The organism is Marinobacterium iners DSM 11526, from assembly GCF_900107855.1.
Taxonomy (GTDB): domain Bacteria; phylum Pseudomonadota; class Gammaproteobacteria; order Pseudomonadales; family Balneatricaceae; genus Marinobacterium; species Marinobacterium iners.
The window spans coordinates 235,259-251,738 of record NZ_FNRJ01000002.1; the positions used below are offsets into that span (position 1 = coordinate 235,259).

Here is a 16,480-nt window from a genome sequence, read left to right on the forward strand (position 1 = left end):
ATCCGGGAGCCATGAAGGAGTAAGCACATGAAAGCAAACACCAACGCCTTTGATTCTAACGCCCTGGGGCGCGCGATCGCAATGCAGATCCTGCGGGAGCTGCCACCGTCCGCGCTCGAAAAACTCAACCGCCGCATCCGCGCCCGCCGCGCACAGGCCCTGGAACTGCCCCGCAAAGGAGACCGCCCATGAACGCCCGACTGTCATTGAACAACCGCCCCGAGCCATCACTGGCCGAGCAAGCCAGCCGTCTGGAGTCGTTCGAGATTGCCCTGCGGGAGGAGCGGATCAAAGAGCTTGAGGAGCAGCTGGCGTTCATGTCCAACGAGCAGAAGCTGAGCCTGGAACGTGGCGCCGAAAGTCTCAAGCGCGTGCAGACGCTGCGCGATGCGGTCATCAACAAGCTTCAGCTTCAGGATGGTGATGTACTGCAAACACCGGATGGTAGCTACGAACTCATGAGCCAGCTTGCACAGTCAGTACGCGACATGGGCCTGAAGAATGTGATGTTCATCTGCGGCGATATCCAGCAGCTGGACGAAGCGGAACTGCGCACCATTGCTGAACCTTTCCTCGCCAAACTGCGTGGAACCACTGCTGAGCTACACCAGAAGGTGTGCAGCCTGCAGCTGGAATGCCAGCAACTGAAGGACACCCGCGACGAGTTCGAGAAGGCCGGCAACCAGCTGGCCGACGACAAGGAGAGACTACAGGGCGAGATCGAACGGCTCATCATCCAGGACAACGCCAACGCCCGTGTACTGACCAAAACTCAGGAGAAGCTGAAAGCCGCCGAGGCCGAGGTGAAACGCCTGCGCGAAATGGAGCCCGACCGCCTCAAGGCGCAGGTGAAGCGGCTGCAGAAGAAACGTACCGAAGCCGTTGCAGGTGCCCAGAAGATGCGCACCCGCAACCACCAGCTGGCCAAGAAGAACCGGCAGCTGGACATCGCCCTGGATAAAGCGATCGCACAGGCCAACGCCGTGCAGGAGCTAAAGCCCGATCGGATCTTCGAACCCGGCCGCGTCGGCCGCTGGGAACTGTTCACCTGCCCGAAGGATGGCTGGTACCAGCTGCTCGACACTGAGAATGAGGTCAGCCAGACCGTGCGCGTTGAAGGCAGTGAACTGATCACGCCGAAGATCCGCCCGGTACCGAAAGCGATCGCGGGTGAGGTGTTGGCCTTTCACCAGGCATTTTTTGGGGGTGCGGTATGAACGCTGGATACAAGACATTCACTGTGAGCCATGACTGGAGCGGCTGGGAAGCCACCCTGCGCATTCAGCAGGACTCGGAAACACTGGATACCTTGCGTGAAATGCTTTTGTTCCGAGGTGGTGGCCAGGAAATGATCGAGGATTGCGAAGGTGACGTGCAAGAGGCCTGGCTGCTGCTCTTCGCGCAGACCGCGATTATTGAATCCATTGAGTGGAATGTTCACGGAGTACGCAGCCAGTTTCAACAGCGAGAAGGCTGGGTGCCACTTGATGGCACCTGCGGCATTGAGCTTACAGGCTGCGACGAGATGACCTTTGAGTCTGAGGACTTCAAAGTAAAAGTTAACGAAAGCAAGGAGGCAACACCATGCTGATTCTGACCCGCCGCGTAGGCGAAACCCTCATCATCGCCGACGAGATCGAAGTAACTGTACTGGGTGTTAAAGGCAACCAAGTGCGCATCGGCGTCAAAGCCCCGGAAGACGTACAGGTACACCGCGAGGAGATCTGGCGCCGCATCCAGCGCGAGCTGATGCAGGGCCTGAAGAATGATGAGCAGGAGGTGCGTCATGGCTGAGTTATACGCACGCATCCACCCGGCCAGCAGCTACTACGCCGACCAGGACACTGGCGAGCCGTTCCGCGTGACGTTGAAACCAGAGCCGACCGACGGCTTCTACTGGCTCGGCGGCCCCGGCGGCCAATATCGCCACTCTGATCTTCAGCTGTTTGTGAAGTGCGGCGACGAGCTGGAACGCTGCCGCATGTACGCCGCCAACGGCGAGCGATCGCAAATCGTCAGGATCATGCTGGCCGACATACTAGCCCAGGCTGAACGCGGTGAACTGTGCCCCGAGCATCTTGAACACTGGGTCACGCAGCAACGCAAACGGCTGACAGCCATCCTGACGGCCGCCCGCGCAAACTGGGTTGAGGAGGTAGACGAGATATGAGCACTGAACAGAACCCTCTGTGCCTGGAGCAGCGCTACCAGCATTGGCAATGAAGGAGGCACGATAAATGTCTGAAGCTCAGCTTTCCCTGCTGGGCAGCGAGGGCGGCCTACCGCCCTCCACTGCCCCCGACACCGATGCCGATATCGTCACCCACCTGGTGCGCGATACACACAACACCCGGCAGCTCACCTGGTTGGAACTGTCAGCCAACCTGCGCCCGACTGAGAACGGCAAGCCTTGGACAACCAAGCGGCTGTTCACCGCCGTTCGGGCTGCGGTCGATGCCGGCATGATCACACCGCAAGATCCAGGCTTCATGAGCGTGCTGCGGTATACAGGAGGTCAAAATGCGCGAAGCAAATGATTTTGATGCTGCTGTTAAACCTCATCATCGATACAAATGGATTTTGGAATGGATTAAGAAGAAAGGTACCGCTGATATTTTGGACTCTGATTTTGTGTATGCCTATGCAGAACACTTCAACCCAAAGGTAGGCATTCAACCATTTGGCGCTCCGAAGTGCCCGCAATTGTCTAGGGATCTTGGAGCTATGAACAAGTTGCGATACCTAAAGCGAATACCGATCGGTATTGCAGATGGACTTTCTTATATGGGATTTCCGAAGTGGGTCTATTCATACCGCATCGGTCGTCGAGCAGAGATGCTCGAACTGGATAGCATGGAATGTATGGGCCTCATAGGTGTGCGGCGGTACACAGGAGGTTCCCATGTCTGAACTGATAACACGGCTGCACCGGCTCGCCGATCGCTTGGCTGCAGAGGGCGAAACCGACGAGCCCACCGATATCGTCCTGGCGGTTGAGCAGCTGGAGAGCATCCCCCGTTACAGCCAGCGCATCACCCAACTGGAATGCACCCTGTACCTGGCGCTCGATGCGCTGGACTTCGACGCCGGCGACTGGAGCGATGAATCCATCATCCGCCACCTGCGCGAACAGATCGATCTGGCCCGCAAGCACCTGCGCAACGCCTTTGATGAAAAAGCACTGAAGCAGCTGGTCCAGCGGTTTGAATCCCTGTCAGAGGAACGGAGGTTGATGTGATCACCGACCTATTGCGACAGATGGCTTCTGGAGGCAGCTATGAGCTGGAAAGATGTAATTAGAGAGCACAACTGTGAGCCGGTGGTGAAGCTCCACTGCTTCACTTGCAGCACTGATAAATATATCGAAAACGCCAAGCATGAGATGACTGACTCAGAGCTGGACACGCTGGCCCGAAGACAAGGCTGGGAAGTTGAGGACGGCGGCAAAAATGGTAAATGCCCGTTCTGTGTTGAGCTTGATAACGGCATCCATCATTTAGACATAGCTCTATATCGAGCTGGAATGCTGGATGCCTAACACCAGAATTATGAGCAGTACCTGCTAACAGGGAGGATGTATGACCTACCACACTGCATCTCAATCATGGGCGAAGGGTAAGCCCATCTTCTTTGAAAACGGCAAGCGTGTAAGCCTGCAGCGTGGCCGTGAGCTGTTTGAAAACGGCATCTTTGGTGAAGCTGAGCACCTGAAAGAGTGGTTTGATAGCGAGACCAAAGGCGGCCGACTGGCACGGAGCGCAGCCATGCTGTGCCAGAGTGCTGACTTCCGCCTTTGGCTCGATCGCCGCCGCCGAGCCAAGTTCAATATGGATATTCCCGATGGCACGCACACTGAAGACGACGCCAGGGAGTTCATTTGCGAGGCATGCGGCATCAAGAGTCGAGCTGAGCTGGACCACAACCCTGATGCCGCTGCTCTGTTCCGCAAGGTACAGCAGGCGTTCGGCCGTTACCAGAACCACCACAGGAGTCAGCGGGATGCCAATTGAACAGTTGATGCCCTTGCATGAGTGGAGAACGCAACGATTCACCACCCCTCCGTCCAGATCGACGGTTAAACGGTGGTGCGTTAATGGTCACATTCCTGCCAAACTGATAGGCGGGAAGTGGTTTGTAAGAGTTGAAGAGGAGCGACGATCGACCGGTGATCCATTGGTTGATCAGGTATTGGCAGACAATGGCAGCACGCAGACGAAGTGATAAAAACCGAGATCTGGAGCCAAACCTGCACGAGAGTGGCGGCTACTACAAGTACCGCCACCCTCAAACAGGGAAGTACCACGGCATGGGATCTGACCGGAAGAAAGCGAACGCAGCAGCGCGAAAACTGAACGCACTACTGATCCCCTCTAATGATCTGGTATCCCGTGTGGTCACCGAGCAGCGCGTTCTGTTCGGTGACATCATCAAGCGGTACCGGACAGAATATCTACCCACCAAGAAGCTGAAGCCCCGCACCCTGGAAGAAACCACCTATCGATTGAACCGGCTGGAACGCGACCTGAAAGACAAACAGGTCGAGGCTATGAGCATCAAGATGGTGGCTGACTACCTGGATGAGAACTTCCAGAACAACGCCTACATCAAGATCCGTGGCCTGCTGTCGGAGCTATTCCGGTTCGGTGCAACCAAGGGGCTGTGTGACACCAACCCTGCTGAGAATACGCTGGCAAAGGCAGCAGACGAAAAGCAGCGCCGACCGCTGACCAAGGAGTGGTTCAACGCGATTTATGCGCACGCCGATGACTGGCTCAAGGTGGCCATGGATTTTGCCCTGATCACACTGCAGCGCCGCAGCGACCTATGCTCGGCCAAGTTCGACGATATCAGAGAGGGTCACCTGCACCTGATACAGCGCAAGACGGAGAAACACGGCCACAGGGCTCACCTGAGAATCAAAGTAGGTGCATCACTGGAGGCCGTGATAAAGCGCAGCCGACAATCAGGCATTGCCAGCCCCTACATCATCCACCGCCGCCCAGAACGCATCAGGCGCAGCAAGTCGATGACTCACTGGTCACAGGTACGGCCAGAGACCCTGTCGAAAGAGTTTGCCAAAGCCAGGGACAAGGTACCCGAAATCGCGCGACTGCCAGTCGCACAGCGGCCCACGGTCCATGAGATCCGGGCTTTGGGTGGGCATCTCTACCTGGAGGCCGGATTCTCTGACGAGTATGTCCAAACCCTGATGGGCCACAGCACCCTGAAGATGACACACCATTACACCGACCGTCACATTGAATGGACGGTGTGTAGTGCAAACCTAACAATTTAATCAACTTAGAAGTCTTTAAGGCCACACTCGCTGACTGTTAGCTATCATGTAACTTGAAATATAGAGATATCGGAGGTTCGATGTGAGAGATTTCGAGAATGATTGTGAGCTAATCCGTACAGCGAGGATGGCCAGAAAAGGAAACCTAGAGGCCCAAGCGCGAATTAAAGAGCATATCAAGCAGCATCCAGATGAAGAGCAACGAATAGTTCAGCTTTTGGATGAGCTGAAACAGCAGAACCTTAAGTCGATAGGATCACGAAGCCCGACAGGATCTATATGGCCAGAGAATCAAGGAGGCTGGATCTATAGTGCAACTGGCGCTGGTCCAAGGAAATGAAGCGACTCGCTCCATAAGGCATTAGCTCCCGCATATTACCAACAGAAATCCGTTTATCGGACACTGTATATCTCCAGAATTTCTCCAGAATTTCTCCACAAACAAAAACAGCCACTTCGTCATTGACGTAAGTGGCTGTTTTCTTTCACAAATTTGGTAGGACTAGGCGGACTCGAACCGCCGACCCCCACCATGTCAAGGTGGTGCTCTAACCAACTGAGCTATAGTCCTAAAATGTGCTGCGTATTATATAGATGATGACTTTGGGTGCAAGCCCCTCAGAGGGTATTTTTCTTTTTTTTCATACGCCTGCATCAAGTCATTCAACCACCTGGGCCTGTCTGATGCTGTTGCAGGTGACGCATTAAAGCCGACTCCGGCATTGGCTTGGCAAGCAGATAGCCCTGTATCTGATCACAGCCGGCCTGCTGCAAAAATCTTAGCTGATGATCTTTATCAACCCCTTCGGCCACCACTTTCATGTTAAGACTTCGCGCCAACGCCAGCATAGCCAGAATGATCTCTTCATCGCCATGGTTTTGCCCAATACCCACCACGAAGCTGCGATCTATTTTCAGGTAGTCCGCTCGCAGGTTACGAAGATTTCCAAGTGATGAATAGCCGGTACCGAAGTCGTCTACCGACAGGCGTATTCCGGCAGCGGCAAAGGAGGCCAGATTGGCTTCAAACCTGTCATTCAAATTGATAATTGCCGTTTCGGTTACTTCCACTGTGATCTTGTGCGCCGGAATACCATACTGATCCAGTAGGCTTATCATGCAATTGGCGATTTCGTCACGCGCCAGCTGTACTGCCGATACATTAACACTAAGGTAAAAACGGCTGCTGTTGATCAATTCCCAGTCTGCCATACGCGCGATTACCTGCTCCAATTGCCAGCGACCAAGCTCAATGATCATGCCGCTTTCTTCAGCAACCGGAATAAATTCCGCCGGTGAAATCCACTCTCCCGCTTCAGTCTTCCAGCGCAGCAGCAACTCAGCCGCTACAGGCTTTAATGTCTGGGCATCGAATACTGGCTGGTAGTACATGCTGAAAACATGCTCAGGCCGCGTCAGCGCAAGTCTCAGTCCCTGCTCGATATTCACTCTTCGGCTGACTTGAAAGTCCATTTCTGCATTGAATATTCGATATACGCTACGCCCATCATGCTTGGCCGCATAGAGTGCAAGATCAGCCTGCCGCAGCAGGGTTTGGGGGTCGCTTTTGCCCCTTGCCGTGAGAGCCAAACCTATACTGGCCGTCAAACTGAAGCGCTGGCCTGCAAGCTCAAAGGGTTCAGCCAACAGATCGGTTATTCTCTGTGCCAGTTGCGACGCCTGTTCGCGCCCCACATCCTGTACCATCACAATTGCAAATTCGTCCCCCCCCAAGCGCGCAAGGCACCCGCCTGGCGGAATCAGGTTATTAAGCCGGGTTACCATGCCAATCAGCAACTCATCCCCTCGGCCATGCCCAAGCGTGTCGTTGACCGCCTTGAAGTTATCCAGATCGATATACAGCAGCGCGAGATAGGAAGGGCCATCTGGCTGCAGCCATTGACCCAACCGCGACAGCAGCTCACGCCGATTGGGAAGTCCGGTCAGGTGATCATGATTGGCAAGATAAAGCGAGCGCTGTTCGGCCGCCCTACGCGCGGTAATATCTTCATGCACCGCTACAAAATGAGTCAGCTTTCCTTTGCCGCTTTTGATCGGCGTGATTGTCTGTTCAACCATGAGCTGCTTGCCATCACGGGTATGATTGACTACTTCGCCACGCCAAACCTCACCCGCCATAATTGTGTCCCACAAGCGTCTGAAGAACAGTGCCGAGTGCTCACCTGAATTGAGAATGGCTGGCGTGCGCCCCAGAGCTTCTTCGGGCGCAAAGCCGGTCAGGCGCGTAAATGCCTGATTGACCCAGCGAATATCGCCACGGCTATCTGTAATCAGCACGGCATTGGCCGTGGTACTGATCGCTGCGCCCAGCAAGTGCAGCTCATCTATCAAACGATACTGGCGGTAGCGCATCCAGGCGATCAGAACTGATGCCATAAGTATCAACACCAACACCACACCCACTATCAACCACATGGTCGCTACCGTTCTATACCAGGGTGCCAACGCCTGATTACGATCGATGGTAAGCGTTAACAATAACGGAAGCATGGAGGTAGCACGGTAGGCTGTTACATTGGCGTCAGGCTGTTCAACAGCGTGATACAGCCCCCACTCACGTTGGCGCACCAGCTCCAGCAACTCTCCGGGTGCTGCAGCAAAGCCTTTTGCAGCGACCGGCAGCTCCACCAGCGCTCGGCCGTCATGACGATAAAGCTGCACCTGCGCCGGCAGGTTATCAATGATCGGCCGGAACAACTCACGCAACGCATCTGGGTTCAATACTGCAACAAGCCATGTCTGCTGCCCGGCCTCGGCCGAAAACAGCATGCATACCGGCAGCTTATACACCCCCTCAGGCCCGGTATCAGAGCCCAGGAAGCGCCCAGGCAGCGGCTCGGAAAAACGCAGCAATGCTGTAACAGGGGCACTTTCCGTACAGGCAAGGGACTCAATATGACTGCCATCACGCGCTATCGCGGAGCTCGCCAACACGGTTAAGCGACCCTCTTGTCGCTGCAGCACTGCCAGCTCACGCAGCTGGGGCGTCATGGAAACCAGCATCTGCATCCGCTGCTGCAGTTCTAGCGGTTGTTGCATCAACTCCTTACTGTGCTCCAACAGATCCTCTAGGGAACGCAAGCGCCCCTGTACGTCCTGAACCGTTCGAGTGACACTGCTCTCAAGCGAATGTGCCAGCAGGGTGGCTTCCTTTTCCAGCTCAGCTACCGCCCGCTGTGTACCCAGGTTGACGACAACCAACTGCATCACCACCAACGTGGTAATCAGCAGCAGCCCCAACAGCAAAACAGACAAGCCCGTCTTCAGGCTATACCGGGGTTTATCATCTGCTATAGTGCTTGGCATCGCTTACTCTCTGGAGACGTTAAATGCAGGTCAAGGCACTGTTACCCCTTTCTTGGGTTGCCCTCACGACGCTATTGTGCACCAGCCTTGGCCTGAATGCACAAACGAACTCTCCTGATCGACTCAACCGGATCATGCAATCACAGACGTTGCGAGTGTGTATCTGGCCCGACTACTTTTCCATCAGTGCACGCCACCCCAAGACGGGTCGTCTTGAGGGGATTGATATCGAGCTGGCGCATGAATTTGCACGCGACCTTGATGTGGAACTTGAGTTTGTCGAAACACATTTCGGCCGTTTCATGGATGACCTGGAAGCAGACGCCTGTGACATCGGAATGTTTTCGATAGCAATCACGGACGCACGCGCCCAGCGCATCGATTACAGTGAACCCTACCTGGCCAGCCAGATGTATGCGGTCAGCACACGCACGCATCCTGGCATACAACAGTGGAGTGATATTGACCAGCCCGGCGCCATTGTCTGTGTACAGGAAGGAACCTATATGGAGTCTCAAATGCGCAGCAGCCTGCAACATGCCGACATGATGGTAGTTAAAGACCCTCGAGAACGTGAGCAGGCTGTCATGTCAGGAATGGCGGATGTATTCATCACCGATTACCCTTACTCACGCAAGGTGCTTCGTTTCTATGACTGGGCTCGCCTGATTGAGCCTCCGGCATCAATGACTGAGCGCCCCTTCCGGTACGCATATGCCGTAGCCAAAGGGCAGCCCCAGTGGCTGGCACGGGTGAATCGCTTTGTCAGTGACATCAAACAAGACGGCCGCCTTAGAAAAGCAGCCGAGGCCAATGATCTTGGGCCCATTGTGTTAGAGGAGGTCGCGCCGCCTCACTGAACCAGATTGTGTTCCAGCGCATACCGCACCAGGCCTGCAGCTGTATGAATATTGAGCTTTGACTTGATGTTCTGACGGTGGGTTTCCACCGTCCGCACCGAAATTGACAGGGCACGGGCAATCTCCTTGTTGTTGTGCCCTTCCGCCAGTTGTCGCAACACCATGCGTTCCCGCGGTGTTAATTCCCCGGGCTCCTCTGCCGAATTCGCCGCCTCCGGGTCCGTGAAGTGACTGAACAAGGTCTGCGATGCACTGGCACTGAAGTAAGTACCGCCTTGGCAAACAGTTTCAATCGCCTTCACCATCTCGGCCGCAGAAACATCCTTCAGTATGTAGCCTCGGGCACCAGACTGAATCAGCTGTACCATATATTCCCGGTTGTCATGCATGCTCAGAATCAGCACTCGAGTTTCGGGTGAACGTGTACGCAGCTCACGCGTTGCCTCCAGTCCATTCATGATCGGCATGGACACATCCATCAACACCACGTCCGGCTTGAGAGACTGAACCAGCTCGATGGCTTCAAGACCATTGCCGGCCTGTCCAACCACTTCGATGCCACCCTCGTTTTCCAGCCGGGCCTGAATGCCATCAATGACCAGCGGATGGTCATCCACCAGCAGCACCCTGATCGAGTCTGTCATCGCTCACCTCCTGTCTGCTGCAGGGACAAGCCCGCCAACAGTGTTGCCCCCTGTCCCTGCCGTGAAGCCAGCCTGAACTCGCCACCCAGCAATTCGACCCGTTCGCGCATGTTACGCAAACCGATACCTTCAAATCGCTCCAGTACCTCGGGGTCAAACCCACAGCCATCATCCTGCATTTTCAACCACAGCTGACCGCTCTGCTGCCACAGACGTAAGCGTAGCAGCCCCGCACCTGAGTGTCGCTCCACGTTGGTCAGACCCTCTTGGACCAAGCGATAGACCGTAATTTCCACGTCCTCTGGCAGCCTTCCACCGGGCAAGCGGATATCCAGATCCAGTCGGATACCGGTTCGCTCCGTAAAGCGATCAAGCAAGCCTTCCAGCGCCGCCTCCAGGCCCAGATCATCCAGCAGAGTCGGTCTCAGGTCGTGAGAAATCCGACGCACTTCCTGAATCGCTTCATTCAGCACCTGATAGCCCTTGTCCAGGTCAGTCAATCCTTCCTGATTTCCCTGTTTCAGTTTGCGCTGCGCCAACTCAATCCGGTACAGCACTGATACCATCAACTGGTTGATGCCATCATGCAACTCCCGCGAGAAGCGACGTCGATCCGCCACGTTGGCCAGAATGGAACGATGCGCCAGCAGCCTCAGACGACTGTCAGCCAAACGATTCTCATGCAGGTTGATTGCAACTCCCAACAGGACCACCAACACCACAGCCACCGACATGATGACAAGCACGGTAAAAAAGGTGTTGCGAATGTTACGATTGACCTCGGCACGGATCTTGGCAACCTCACGGCTGATATCATCCAGATACAGACCGGTTCCCAGCATCCAGTTCCACTTGGGCAACATCACCGCATAGCTGATTTTCTCTTCACGTGCCTGCTTGGAGGGCTTTTCCCACAGGTAGCGATGGAAGCCGCCTCCCTGTCGAGCGCGCTCCAGCAAATTGCGAATCACGTAATTGCCACGGGCGTCCTGCATGTCATACAGGTCCTGCCCGACCAGCTCCGGCTGTGTCGGGTGAACCAGGTTGACCCCTTCAAGTGTGTAAACGAAGAAATACCCGTCCTGATCATCACCGAAAGTCATATCAGTCAGAATCTGCTTGACTGCACTTTTGGCCTGGGCATCATCGGGGCCTGCCGTATCAACGATATGGGCGATGGATGTCAGCGCCAGGCTGACATAGTTTTCCAGTTCTCGTTGCTTGGAGCCCAGCAAATGCTGTTCAAACAGCCGGATCTCTTCCTCTGACAGCTGACGCGCCTGATTCATGCCAAGCCAGGCAACAGCCGAGGTCACCAGCATCATCGGAAGAATGGAAAGAAGGAGGATCTTGATCTTCAGCGGCATTGAACTGCACCCGCACGGCCAGAAAAATAAAACGCCTGAACGGCACAGGGCCGAACAGGCGTTCGTTAAGTCTAAACCAGACCGTAGAACCCTGGGAACAGGAGAATCGAAATCACGATTGCCACCTGCATGATGATAAAGGGCACGACCCCCTTGTAGATATCCAGGGTACGCACATTGGGCGGCGCAACCCCCTTGAGGTAAAACAGACTGAAGCCGAAGGGTGGAGTCAGGAAGCTGGTCTGCAGATTCATTGCGATCAAGATCGCAAACCACACCGGCGCTATGCCCAGAAGTTCTGCTGCCGGCAGCAGAATCGGCACGATGATGAAACTGATTTCAACAAAATCGATAAAGAAGCCAAGAATCAGGATTGCCAACATCGACAGCAGCAGGAAGCCCATGGCCCCACCCGGCAGATTGGAGAGGTAATGTTCTACAATCTCTTCACCACCGGTATAACTGAACGCCATGGAGAACGCCGAGGCCCCCAACAGGATGGCAAAAACCATCGCCGTAACTTTCACAGTCTCGATGGCAGAGTTGTATACCATCTTCCAGCTGAACTGGCGGTAGATCAGCGCCAGCAGCAGAGCACCTACGCCACCCAGCGCCGAGGATTCGGTCGGTGTTGCAATACCGGCAAAGATCGAGCCCAGCACCACCAGAATCAGTGCCAGCGGGGGAATAATCGCTTTCAATGCCTTGAAGACTTGCTCCCGACGTGTGCCATCGTCCAGATCCATCGGCAAGGCCGGAGCCGCTGAAGGTTTCAGGTAGGTATACACCAGGATGTACAGAACATAGGCACCGATCAGAATGAATCCAGGCATGATGGCCGCCTGAAACAGATCACCGACCGGAATCCCCATCACGTCACCCAGAATAATCAGGATGATGGATGGCGGAATGATCTGCCCCAGCGTACCGGAGGCACAGATCGTGCCGCAGGCCAGCTTTTTGTCATAGTTGTACTTGAGCATGACCGGCAACGAGATCAGACCCATGGCGACTACGGACGCACCCACCACACCGGTCGAAGCAGCCAGCAGAGCACCTACCAGTACGGTGGAAATTGCCAGACCGCCTCGTACGCCACCAAACAGTTTGCCCATGGATTCCAGCAACTGCTCGGCCAGACGGGTTTTCTGCAGCACGATTCCCATGAACACGAACAAGGGCACCGCCATGAGCACCGTGTTTTCCATGATGCTCTGGATACGGAACGGCATGAAGGCAAACATGTCCGGTCCCTCGGCATAGACACCGAACCAGAGCGCCACACCGCCAAAAATGTAGGCCACCGGGAAGCCGATCAACAGCATGCCCAGGGCAACGAAAAACATTGTAATACCGATCATCGGGAATACCTTGTGCGTTAGTGCTGCATCGGGGTGTAGCCATCATCCCTGTGATGGCCCGCGAGCGTATTAACAGAATGAAGCATCATCCCGACACCACTGATGAAAGTGCAGAAAAAGGCAAAGGGAATGACTGCCTTAATCACCCAACGATACGGCAGACCACCGGGGTCGCCCGAGCCTTCACCCAACTCAAAGGACTCGCGGGCGAAATCCACGCCATACCAGGCCACCAGCAGACAGAAGGGGAACAACAGCGTCAGGACACCGAAAAGGTCAATCCAGGCTTTCTTCTTCAGGCTCAACCCTTCATAGATCAGATCAACGCGCACATGGCCACCGACCCTCAGGGTAAACGGCACCCCAAGCATGAACATGGCAGCAAACAGATGCCACTCCAGCTCCTGCATGCCGATGGACACATCATTAAACAGGTAACGCGTGATCACGTCGTAGAAAACGTTGAACAGCATGATCACAAAAAGAACGGCAGAGATCTTGCCCAGCCAATCGGAAAAGGCGTTGATCGTCTGCTCAAGGCGTAACAGAAACATTCAGAATCCCTCGCAGCCCAAGGCTGTCAGATACATCTTCCGGATGCGGATCGAGGCTCCGCAACCGGAGCCTCGAAGAGAACAGGCTTACTCGAAGCTGTTCAGGTAGGCACGGTCTGCAATGTCAGTCCACTGACGTACCACACCCATGTACTCGGCCTGGGAGTCCAGAATTTCCTTGGCCAGCTCATCGTTGGCGGCATGCTCAGCCAGCAATTCATCGTTGGCCTTACTCAGCGCCTGGATGACTTCCGGCGGGAACTGCTTGACCTGAACATTCGGGAACTCCGCCTTCATGGTGGCCCAGTTCATACCGGACTCATGGTGCGACTGAATAGTCATGTCATAGGCCGCAACGCGCATGGCAGTGGTCAGGATTTCCTGAAGGTCTGCAGGCAGCTTGTCAAAGGTACGTTTGTTGACCAGGAACTGCAGCTCGGTTGCAGGCTCATGCCAGCCGGTGTAGTAGTACGGTGCGATCTTGTGGAAGCCCATGCGCAGGTCCATGGAAGGCCCCACCCATTCCAGTGCATCGATGGTGCGACGCTCCAAAGAGGTATACAGCTCACCCGGCGGAATGTTGGTCGGGTTGGCACCCAGCTTGGCTAGCACTTCACCCGCGAATCCCGGAATGCGCATTTTCAGGCCTTCCAGGTCTTCTACAGTATTGATCTCTTTCTGGAACCAGCCACCCATCTGCACACCGGTGTTGCCGCCCGGGAAAGACATCAGATTGAACGGCTCGTAGACCTTCTGCATCAGCTCCATGCCACCACCGTAGTAGAACCAGCCATACTGTTCGGTAGCGGTCATGCCAAACGGCATGGTGGTGAAGTACAGCGTGTTGGGCACCTTGCCTTTCCAGTAGTAGGACGCTGAGTGCCCCATGTCATACTGGCCGGCACGTACCATGTCGAAAACGCCAAAGGCTGACTTGTGCTTGTTGGCAGTATCGATACTGATTTCCAGACGCCCATTGGACATCTTGTTGGCCAGGTCTGCCATGCGGCGAGCCGGCTCGCTGAAAACGCCAAAATTCGTGGGCCAGGTTTCAGCCAGTTTCAGTTTGTGGACTTTCTCGGCCGCCTGAACAGGGCTAACCATGACAGCGGCGCAGGCAGCAGCGGCCATCAGTTTGCGGGCAAAGGTAAATTTAAGCATTGTTGTTATCTATCCTCTGTTGTCGAGTCTGACAATGACTCAGACGAGTCATCAGCCATGACATTATCGACAGCAAAGGCACAGGCCGGTATCGGAAATACCACCCAGAGACAGGAGTGGTTCTACGCAGCCGATACCGCATACTACGCAATATGCGATACGTGTTTTTACGTAGGTGCCCCCCCTGGTCCTTCACACAGATCCACAAATGAATACGCATATTCAGGCGGGATCAGCAGATCAATGCTGACCCCATGGTCGGAGTGAATCTCAACCTGAGCATTCAGATGCCCTGCCCGCTCACGAATCCCCATCAAGCCAAAACCAGAAGTTTCGACTCCACCATTCTGTTCCGACATAAAGCCTACACCGTCATCGGCGATAGTCATACGCAGCCCGTCAGGTTCGTCTCGAAGGCGTACCAGTACCCAGGTTCCACCTGCATGGCGTGTCACGTTGGACAGTGCCTCCTGTGCGATGCGATACAAATTCGATACCAGGTCAGGCTTGAGCGGCCGGCTCTGTTCAATATCAAATTCAACCGCGTAATCAAGCTGTTCCAGCAAGTTCACGGCCGGTAAACTGGTCAGACTCACACCGAGGCCAAAATCACTCAGCTCATAAGGCCTCAGCATCCTGATTCGGTTGTAGACCGTGTCATAGATATTGTCGATCAGCTCGGCGGCCAGCTGCAGGTTCTGTTGCGGCAAGCGAGCCTGCTCCAGCTCCTGACGCTGCAATTGCAGGTGCATGCGTACAGCAACCAGCAGCTGCGCCATATCATCGTGCAACTCGTTCGACAGCCGCAGTCGTTCACGCTCCTGGGTTTGCATCAAGTGCTGAAGGATCTGGCGCTTTTCTTCAATGTTCTGTGACAGTCTCTGGTTGACCCCTTCCAGCGTTTGCTCTCGCTCTTTCAGGCGGTTAACGATCGCAATGATCTCTTCGCCTATAAGATTGAATTCCCGAATATAGCTTTGCGGCCAACGGGTGTTGCTCTGACGGTTGGCCAGACGGGTAAGGCTGATCAATTGCTGCAACTGCCGGTCAACCGCCGATGACAACAAAAAGGACGAGAGCAGCGAGACGACCAGTGCCAGCAGACAGCCATACAGCAGCGTTTCCGCCAGCGCATCGCGTAATTGACGCTGCGCACTGGCATCAGCCAGCAAACCTATTCGCAGCTGCGGCCCAAGCGGAGTAAGGCCGTTCGAGAGCACCAGATCTTGGGCCATAACCGAATTACTGGATTCGAGTTCCGGCTGGAGCCGACTCAGCACTCGGTCACCATCAAAAAGCGCCAAATGACGTAAATTGTCACTTTTGACCAGAATGGAGCTCAGCAGATAGCGATTCCCACCCAGGCGCATCCCCGACAGTAGCTGGCCAACGATCTTGCCACTGTCGTGCAGGTAAAGCGGCACCGAATATACGGCAAGCTGTTCACCACCCACCTCAAGCAGCTTCCAGCCCTTGTACTGAAAACTGCCATGCTGTTTGATCAACTGTTCACAGGGCAACTGGTTAAGTTCAGGGGTATAACTGAGCGACAACAGGCAACGCCCCGACTCAAAAAAAGAGAGCGCCACAAAATCATAGCGACGGTTTTCGTGGCTTTCCTCCCACCGCTCAAAGCCGGTTTCAAGCCGGCTAGGGCTTTGGGTGTAGAGTGTTTCAATGCGGGTACGATCGGCCGCCAACGTCAAGACTTCGGTTTCAATTTGCTGCAGATAGTCCGTTACACGCTCTTCATAGCGCAGAGCAAGGCTGCGATTGAGTGTATATGCCTGCTCCTCAATCACACTGCGTGACTGGATGAAGGTAACGACCAGAAACACGGCTACAAATATCAGCGAGATGCCCAATGTCAGCCAAAATGTCAGCGTTTTGAAGCGCAGCCTGCCCATGCG

The 16,480-nt window shown here is 54.9% G+C and carries 19 protein-coding genes and 1 tRNA gene; 12 read left to right on the forward strand and 8 right to left on the reverse strand.

The features are described from left to right. Positions 1-27 precede the first annotated feature (27 nt). The 11 genes from BLV48_RS18935 (at position 28) to BLV48_RS04155 (ending at position 5,296) form a co-directional block, all read left to right on the forward strand. Positions 28-192 (forward strand): hypothetical protein, encoded by a 165-nt coding sequence (locus tag BLV48_RS18935; RefSeq protein ID WP_175527574.1) that lies wholly within the window; start codon positions 28-30, stop codon positions 190-192. Then, positions 189-1,217, forward strand: coding sequence for a coiled-coil domain-containing protein (locus BLV48_RS04105; protein ID WP_091823523.1), 1,029 nt, complete (start codon positions 189-191; stop codon positions 1,215-1,217). Before BLV48_RS18935 ends, BLV48_RS04105 begins: the two co-directional genes overlap by 4 nt. Next, positions 1,214-1,591, forward strand: coding sequence for a DUF2528 family protein (locus BLV48_RS04110; RefSeq protein ID WP_091823525.1), 378 nt, complete (start codon positions 1,214-1,216; stop codon positions 1,589-1,591). Before BLV48_RS04105 ends, BLV48_RS04110 begins: the two co-directional genes overlap by 4 nt. Then, complete coding sequence (gene csrA, locus BLV48_RS04115) at positions 1,585-1,794, forward strand: carbon storage regulator CsrA (RefSeq protein ID WP_091823528.1); 210 nt, start codon at positions 1,585-1,587, stop codon at positions 1,792-1,794. The genes BLV48_RS04110 and csrA overlap by 7 nt, the downstream gene beginning before the upstream one ends. Next, a complete protein-coding gene (locus BLV48_RS04120) occupies positions 1,787-2,170 on the forward strand; it encodes a hypothetical protein (protein WP_091823531.1) in 384 nt (127 codons plus the stop codon). Before csrA ends, BLV48_RS04120 begins: the two co-directional genes overlap by 8 nt. 67 nt (positions 2,171-2,237) lie before the next feature. Next, a complete protein-coding gene (locus BLV48_RS04125) occupies positions 2,238-2,537 on the forward strand; it encodes a hypothetical protein (protein WP_091823533.1) in 300 nt (99 codons plus the stop codon). After that, positions 2,521-2,910 carry a hypothetical protein gene (locus tag BLV48_RS04130; protein WP_091823536.1) on the forward strand — a complete coding sequence of 130 codons (390 nt, stop codon included), beginning with the start codon at positions 2,521-2,523 and terminating at the stop codon, positions 2,908-2,910. Before BLV48_RS04125 ends, BLV48_RS04130 begins: the two co-directional genes overlap by 17 nt. Continuing rightward, the gene (locus BLV48_RS04135) at positions 2,903-3,238 is read left to right on the forward strand and encodes a hypothetical protein (RefSeq protein ID WP_091823539.1); all 336 of its coding nucleotides are present in this window, start codon (positions 2,903-2,905) and stop codon (positions 3,236-3,238) included. The genes BLV48_RS04130 and BLV48_RS04135 overlap by 8 nt, the downstream gene beginning before the upstream one ends. Before the next feature lie 39 nt (positions 3,239-3,277). Beyond that, complete coding sequence (locus BLV48_RS04140) at positions 3,278-3,538, forward strand: hypothetical protein (protein ID WP_091823542.1); 261 nt, start codon at positions 3,278-3,280, stop codon at positions 3,536-3,538. A gap of 40 nt (positions 3,539-3,578) precedes the next feature. Then, positions 3,579-4,010: a hypothetical protein gene (locus tag BLV48_RS04145; RefSeq protein ID WP_091823545.1), complete on the forward strand. Its 432-nt coding sequence runs from the start codon at positions 3,579-3,581 to the stop codon at positions 4,008-4,010. 188 nt (positions 4,011-4,198) lie between these two features. Then, positions 4,199-5,296: a tyrosine-type recombinase/integrase gene (locus BLV48_RS04155; RefSeq protein ID WP_091823551.1), complete on the forward strand. Its 1,098-nt coding sequence runs from the start codon at positions 4,199-4,201 to the stop codon at positions 5,294-5,296. Positions 5,297-5,790: 494 nt separating this feature from the next. Here BLV48_RS04155 and BLV48_RS04160 read toward each other — a convergent pair. Beyond that, positions 5,791-5,867 (reverse strand) — tRNA-Val (locus BLV48_RS04160). A 92-nt stretch (positions 5,868-5,959) separates the two neighbouring features. Next, on the reverse strand, positions 5,960-8,572 hold the full coding sequence (locus BLV48_RS04165; protein ID WP_175527575.1) for a putative bifunctional diguanylate cyclase/phosphodiesterase: 2,613 nt from the start codon (positions 8,570-8,572) through the stop codon (positions 5,960-5,962). A gap of 74 nt (positions 8,573-8,646) precedes the next feature. Between BLV48_RS04165 and BLV48_RS04170 the strand changes: the two genes are divergently transcribed. Next, positions 8,647-9,483, forward strand: coding sequence for a substrate-binding periplasmic protein (locus tag BLV48_RS04170; RefSeq protein WP_091823557.1), 837 nt, complete (start codon positions 8,647-8,649; stop codon positions 9,481-9,483). On the opposite strand, the gene BLV48_RS04175 is transcribed toward BLV48_RS04170, so the two are convergent. From BLV48_RS04175 to BLV48_RS04200, 6 genes are all read right to left on the reverse strand, one after another. After that, positions 9,477-10,127 (reverse strand): response regulator, encoded by a 651-nt coding sequence (locus BLV48_RS04175; protein WP_091823560.1) that lies wholly within the window; start codon positions 10,125-10,127, stop codon positions 9,477-9,479. The two genes, BLV48_RS04170 and BLV48_RS04175, sit on opposite strands and share 7 nt — an antisense overlap. Continuing rightward, the gene (locus BLV48_RS04180) at positions 10,124-11,494 is read right to left on the reverse strand and encodes a cache domain-containing protein (RefSeq protein ID WP_091823563.1); all 1,371 of its coding nucleotides are present in this window, start codon (positions 11,492-11,494) and stop codon (positions 10,124-10,126) included. Before BLV48_RS04180 ends, BLV48_RS04175 begins: the two co-directional genes overlap by 4 nt. Before the next feature lie 71 nt (positions 11,495-11,565). Further along, entirely contained in the window at positions 11,566-12,855 is a 1,290-nt protein-coding gene (locus tag BLV48_RS04185) for a TRAP transporter large permease (protein WP_091823566.1), read from the reverse strand. 17 nt (positions 12,856-12,872) lie between these two features. Continuing rightward, a complete protein-coding gene (locus BLV48_RS04190) occupies positions 12,873-13,409 on the reverse strand; it encodes a TRAP transporter small permease subunit (protein ID WP_091823569.1) in 537 nt (178 codons plus the stop codon). A gap of 87 nt (positions 13,410-13,496) precedes the next feature. Next, on the reverse strand, positions 13,497-14,570 hold the full coding sequence (locus tag BLV48_RS04195) for a TRAP transporter substrate-binding protein (RefSeq protein WP_091823572.1): 1,074 nt from the start codon (positions 14,568-14,570) through the stop codon (positions 13,497-13,499). A gap of 167 nt (positions 14,571-14,737) precedes the next feature. Then, on the reverse strand, positions 14,738-16,477 hold the full coding sequence (locus BLV48_RS04200) for a sensor histidine kinase (protein WP_091823574.1): 1,740 nt from the start codon (positions 16,475-16,477) through the stop codon (positions 14,738-14,740). Between the last annotated feature and the right edge of the window lie 3 nt (positions 16,478-16,480).